Annotated in this window: 5 protein-coding genes; 3 read left to right on the forward strand and 2 right to left on the reverse strand. The window is 47.9% G+C overall.

Annotated elements, in window-relative coordinates:
- The first annotated feature begins 585 nt into the window (after nt 1-585).
- The 3 genes from AC06MN_RS13845 to tnpC all read left to right on the forward strand — a co-directional run bounded on the left by AC06MN_RS13845 (nt 586) and on the right by tnpC (nt 2,749).
- Nucleotides 586-747: a hypothetical protein gene (locus tag AC06MN_RS13845; protein ID WP_475672962.1), complete on the forward strand. Its 162-nt coding sequence runs from the start codon at nt 586-588 to the stop codon at nt 745-747.
- On the forward strand, nt 735-1,097 hold the full coding sequence (tnpB, locus tag AC06MN_RS13850) for an IS66 family insertion sequence element accessory protein TnpB (RefSeq protein ID WP_475672963.1): 363 nt from the start codon (nt 735-737) through the stop codon (nt 1,095-1,097). Before AC06MN_RS13845 ends, tnpB begins: the two co-directional genes overlap by 13 nt.
- An 83-nt stretch (nt 1,098-1,180) precedes the next feature.
- A complete protein-coding gene (tnpC, locus tag AC06MN_RS13855; protein WP_475672964.1) occupies nt 1,181-2,749 on the forward strand; it encodes an IS66 family transposase in 1,569 nt (522 codons plus the stop codon).
- A gap of 394 nt (nt 2,750-3,143) precedes the next feature.
- On the opposite strand, the gene AC06MN_RS13860 is transcribed toward tnpC, so the two are convergent.
- Nucleotides 3,144-3,398 (reverse strand): hypothetical protein, encoded by a 255-nt coding sequence (locus AC06MN_RS13860; RefSeq protein ID WP_475672965.1) that lies wholly within the window; start codon nt 3,396-3,398, stop codon nt 3,144-3,146.
- Between the two features lie 9 nt (nt 3,399-3,407).
- Nucleotides 3,408-3,650, reverse strand: a complete 243-nt coding sequence (locus tag AC06MN_RS13865) for a hypothetical protein (protein WP_475672966.1) — start codon at nt 3,648-3,650, stop codon at nt 3,408-3,410.
- Between the last annotated feature and the right edge of the window lie 389 nt (nt 3,651-4,039).

The following is a 4,039-nucleotide window of genomic DNA, read 5'->3' on the forward strand; positions in this document are numbered from 1 at the left end:
GCGCGTGTTTTCGGAAAGACGGTCTGGGTTAACTACAATTAACTAAAAATCATACGAAAACCGGCATAACACGCCATTATAAGGCTGTTCCCGTAACATCATTTAACAGTTGGGTGCAAGGCTTACTGCAATGTGGGTTAAGTCTAATAGAAACCCTTAGTATTCCTCCTCGTTGAAGATGGATTGTAATATTGATTATCAATTAGTTGCGTGTTTTTGACTGAATTTTATACAAACAAATTCTGATCTCTAAGAAATTCTGAGTAAGCGTCTCCGCGATGACGCATTGACTCGCTTTGATGATCCATCTACCTTTGCAGGAAAAAGGATAAGATGGAAGAATCAATCCCGGCACAGGTCGCATCCCGTTATCGCAGGGTCATAGAAGGCTACAAGTCTCGGCTCAGGAGTAATCCTGACCTGAAGCTGAGCGAGTACTGTAAGGAGTCTCATACCAACTACAGTGGCGTTCTGGACTGGACGAAGCGTCACGGAATCAGCATCCTCGAACTGAGGCGGAAGGCACGTAGCGAAACAGCATGCAGTTCATCTGCCTCGAAATCCGATGGTGCCTTCATTCAGTTCATGCCGTCAGCCCGTGGTGCATCCGGCAATCTCCGTGGCATCAGCATCACCTTCCCTGACGGCGTAAACCTCACTCTTCAGGAGAGCAGCGTTGAGAGCGTGATCAGCCTGCTGACCATATATCAGTCACGCCAGAGAGGGGCGGAATCATGTTCGGACTAGAGAACAGCACCCGATACTTCATGTGCCAGCATCCGGTGAGCATGCGCAAGGGCATCGACTCGCAGTTCAACCTTGTCGTATCGGAATCCCCGATGTCGCCGATGACGGGCGATGTGTTCGTGTTCTTCTCGAAGAACCGGCAGTCCGTGAAGCTACTGAGGTGGGATACAGATGGCTTTCTTCTATATCAGAAGCGTCTGGAAAGAGGGTCTTTCGAGATGCCCCGCAAGAACGCCGACACTGGCTATTACGAGCTCTCGTGGGAGACTTTCAGCTTCATAATGTCCGGCGTCTCGCTGGATAGCGTATGCTTCCGCAAGCGCTACAGAACGCGCTTTATGAGCATATAATCTTTTGGCAATCAATAAAATAAATTGTAAAAACTCTTGCTTTTCCCATAGAAAGTTCGTACCTTTACCATATGGTAAAGGACATGATAATCGAGATCCTGAAGAGTCAGTTGGAGGCGGCGAATGCCACCATACTCACCATGTCCGAGGAGATGAAATCCATGCGCCGGTCATTCGAAGCGACCATCGCCGACCTCCAAAAGACGATAGTCAATCTGGAGAGTCTGCTCCAGGAACGTGACTCCTCGCTGGACAGGGCGACGAACGAACTTCGCGGGATGAGGGCTGTTGCCTTTCCGAAATCAGAGAAACAGAAATCTCCGGCCGCTCCCAAGACTGAGGAGGAGAAGGCTGCCGAGAAGAAACGCCGCGAGGAAGCCGTCAAGGCCCGCGGCAACAACGGCGCCAGACACAAGGAGCACTTCGAAATGGAGACGGTGGAGAAGGACGTATATCCAGAGGATGTGGATGAGAATCTCTGCATCGAGGTAGGTGTAAGGTACGCCACCCGTTACAGCATGATACCCCCGAGGTTCATCAAGACCATATACAAGCTGCACGCGCTCAAGAAAGATGACGTCATCTATAGCGGCAAGGCCCCTGTGACACCGCTTCTCAACTCCTGTTATGACGGATCCTTCGTCGCGGGCATCGCTGAGCTGAGATACCTGTACGCAATGCCCGTGGAGCGCATCGTGAAGTACTTCCGGAGCCACGGCTTCGACCTCGACAAGGGTACCGCGCACGGGCTTCTGGCGAAGACTTCCGACCTGGTTGACAAACTCTATGAGGCCATGGGCGCAGCTGTGAAGGAAGACGGTTACCTAAATTGCGACGAAACCTACCACAGAGTCCTTGTCGAAGCCACCGGCAACAACGGCAAGGGTTCCAAAAAGGCTTTTATCTGGGTAATCGTAGCTGCGCATACCGGACTCACATACTTCTTCTATGATGACGGTTCCCGCAGTCAGGAAGTGATATTGAACAAGCTCAAGGGATACAGCGGACTGGTCCAGTCTGACGGTCTGCGCGCATACAAGAACCTTGCGGCCGGATCAGGAGGAAAGATTGTGAGGCTTGCCTGTCTCCAGCACTGCAAGCGCGAGTTCCTCGATGACAGCCTGAAGGGAAATCCGGATGCACAGGAGATAATCGAGCAGTCGAATCTGCTCTACCACAACGAGCACCGGCACAGGATAGGAGAAGACGGATGGACTGTCGATGACAATCTGAAATGGCGGCGGGCATACGCCCCTCCGATACTGGCCAGACTGAAGGCCGCATTGACAAGGGTGCGGGACGATATGACAAAGTATCCTCCGAAATCTCTGATGCACAAGGCTGCGAACTACTTCCTGAACGAATGGGAAGGCATAGAGGCCATCGCAACCTACGGCGACGTCGCCTGGGACAATAATCTCATCGAACGCACGAACCGCCACGTCTCGGCATCGCGACACAGTTCGCTCTTCTTCGGAAGCCACGAGGGTGCGCAACGCGGATGCAAGTACTTCTCACTTGCCTGCACCTGCCAGAACCTCGGCATAAACTTCTTCGACTACTTCTCGGATATCCTTGGGAAATGCGCCGCGATGCCTAACGGAGCACCGCCCGAAGCATACCGGAATCTCCTTCCGGACCGCTGGACATAAGAATAGCAGGGCATCTCACCCTGCTTTCTTTATGCATCGGCCACATCCACGCGGAGACGCTTACAATTCTGATGAGCGGTTTGTTTGTATTTTCAATCTTCCCATGATTTTTCACAATGTGGAATTTTCATTCTTTGTGTGGTCACTCAAGGAAGGCTCTCAACAAATTCCCACAACTTGTGGGAATTTGTTTCAGAGGTGACGTTGAATAACTAACTCTTTGTTTGCAAAAATAATATTTCTCACACAAAACTGCACACAAAACTGCAAACGAGCAACGCTGATATTATCACGCTAACATTCATGCATACAATAAATTAGGTTTCAAGATTCCGTTTGCATTTTTGAAGAGTAGAGCGAGCTGGATTATTTATAACCAGTGTCATGGAACCTGTTAGTCCTTAATCTGTTTAAGTTTATTCAATTCGTCCCCCAATCCTATGGTCTCAACTTTCAGATCAGGTACAAACATCCAGTCGCAGTATGTCAAATCAAATTTGCCGTCATCCTCATATGGATACAGAATCTGTTCCCAATCACATTCCTCAATTTCATCGTCGGGAAGATCTGCTGGATTCACTTTGATTACAATCACCCTGCTAGTGCGTCTGTCAAGAACGATAGCAAACTTTATATCATTGATTTCCATGAGGATAAATTATTTCATATCGATGTAGTTAACACCATCCATTACCATATAATCAATCTCAGAGAGATGATAATTACATACCACACTCAGGTATGTCTCAATAACGTCAAGCAAGCCATCTTCTCGCGTCAGTTTGCGAAGAGTATGTTCAACGGAATGTTCAATGAAATAGGTTTTCAAATCGCCCGCCTCAGGGACATTTTCCAAAATGTCAACTCTCCCGGTTTCGTAATTCAATACAGCTATTCTCATAACACTCAACCTGTTTAAAATATAAACAATGAGCATAATTCCGCCAAAAACCAGAAAATCAGCAATTAGAAGATAATCTCTTATAAGAAACCTCGGACGGATTATAGCCCCTTTCTACAATCCAAAGATTCTGTTTTAACAGATTGTCCAATGCGTCATTTTCATCAACACCGCATGCAATACCTAGTAGCTGGCAATTCTCAATACTCTCACCATCAGGAGCTTGTGTAAACCCTTCGGTTGTGTAAAATGTATTTTGACACGTAATTTTGGACACGATTGCCACGTAAAAGTGAACACTTGAAGTCCATCAGCGAAGGTAGTTATTTTTCTTTATTTTGTTTTCTTTTTCGTTCATCCATCCATTCTTTTGTGGCCTTCAAGCGGAA

The organism is Candidatus Limimorpha sp., from assembly GCF_056203535.1.

Coding starts and splice junctions, on each gene's coding strand:
- tnpC (WP_475672964.1), top strand. CDS start 1,181: ATGATAATCGAGATCCTGAAGAGTCAGTTGGAGGCGGCGAATGCCACC.
- AC06MN_RS13845 (WP_475672962.1), top strand. CDS start 586: ATGCCGTCAGCCCGTGGTGCATCCGGCAATCTCCGTGGCATCAGCATC.
- AC06MN_RS13865 (WP_475672966.1), bottom strand. CDS start 3,650: ATGAGAATAGCTGTATTGAATTACGAAACCGGGAGAGTTGACATTTTG.
- tnpB (WP_475672963.1), top strand. CDS start 735: ATGTTCGGACTAGAGAACAGCACCCGATACTTCATGTGCCAGCATCCG.
- AC06MN_RS13860 (WP_475672965.1), bottom strand. CDS start 3,398: ATGGAAATCAATGATATAAAGTTTGCTATCGTTCTTGACAGACGCACT.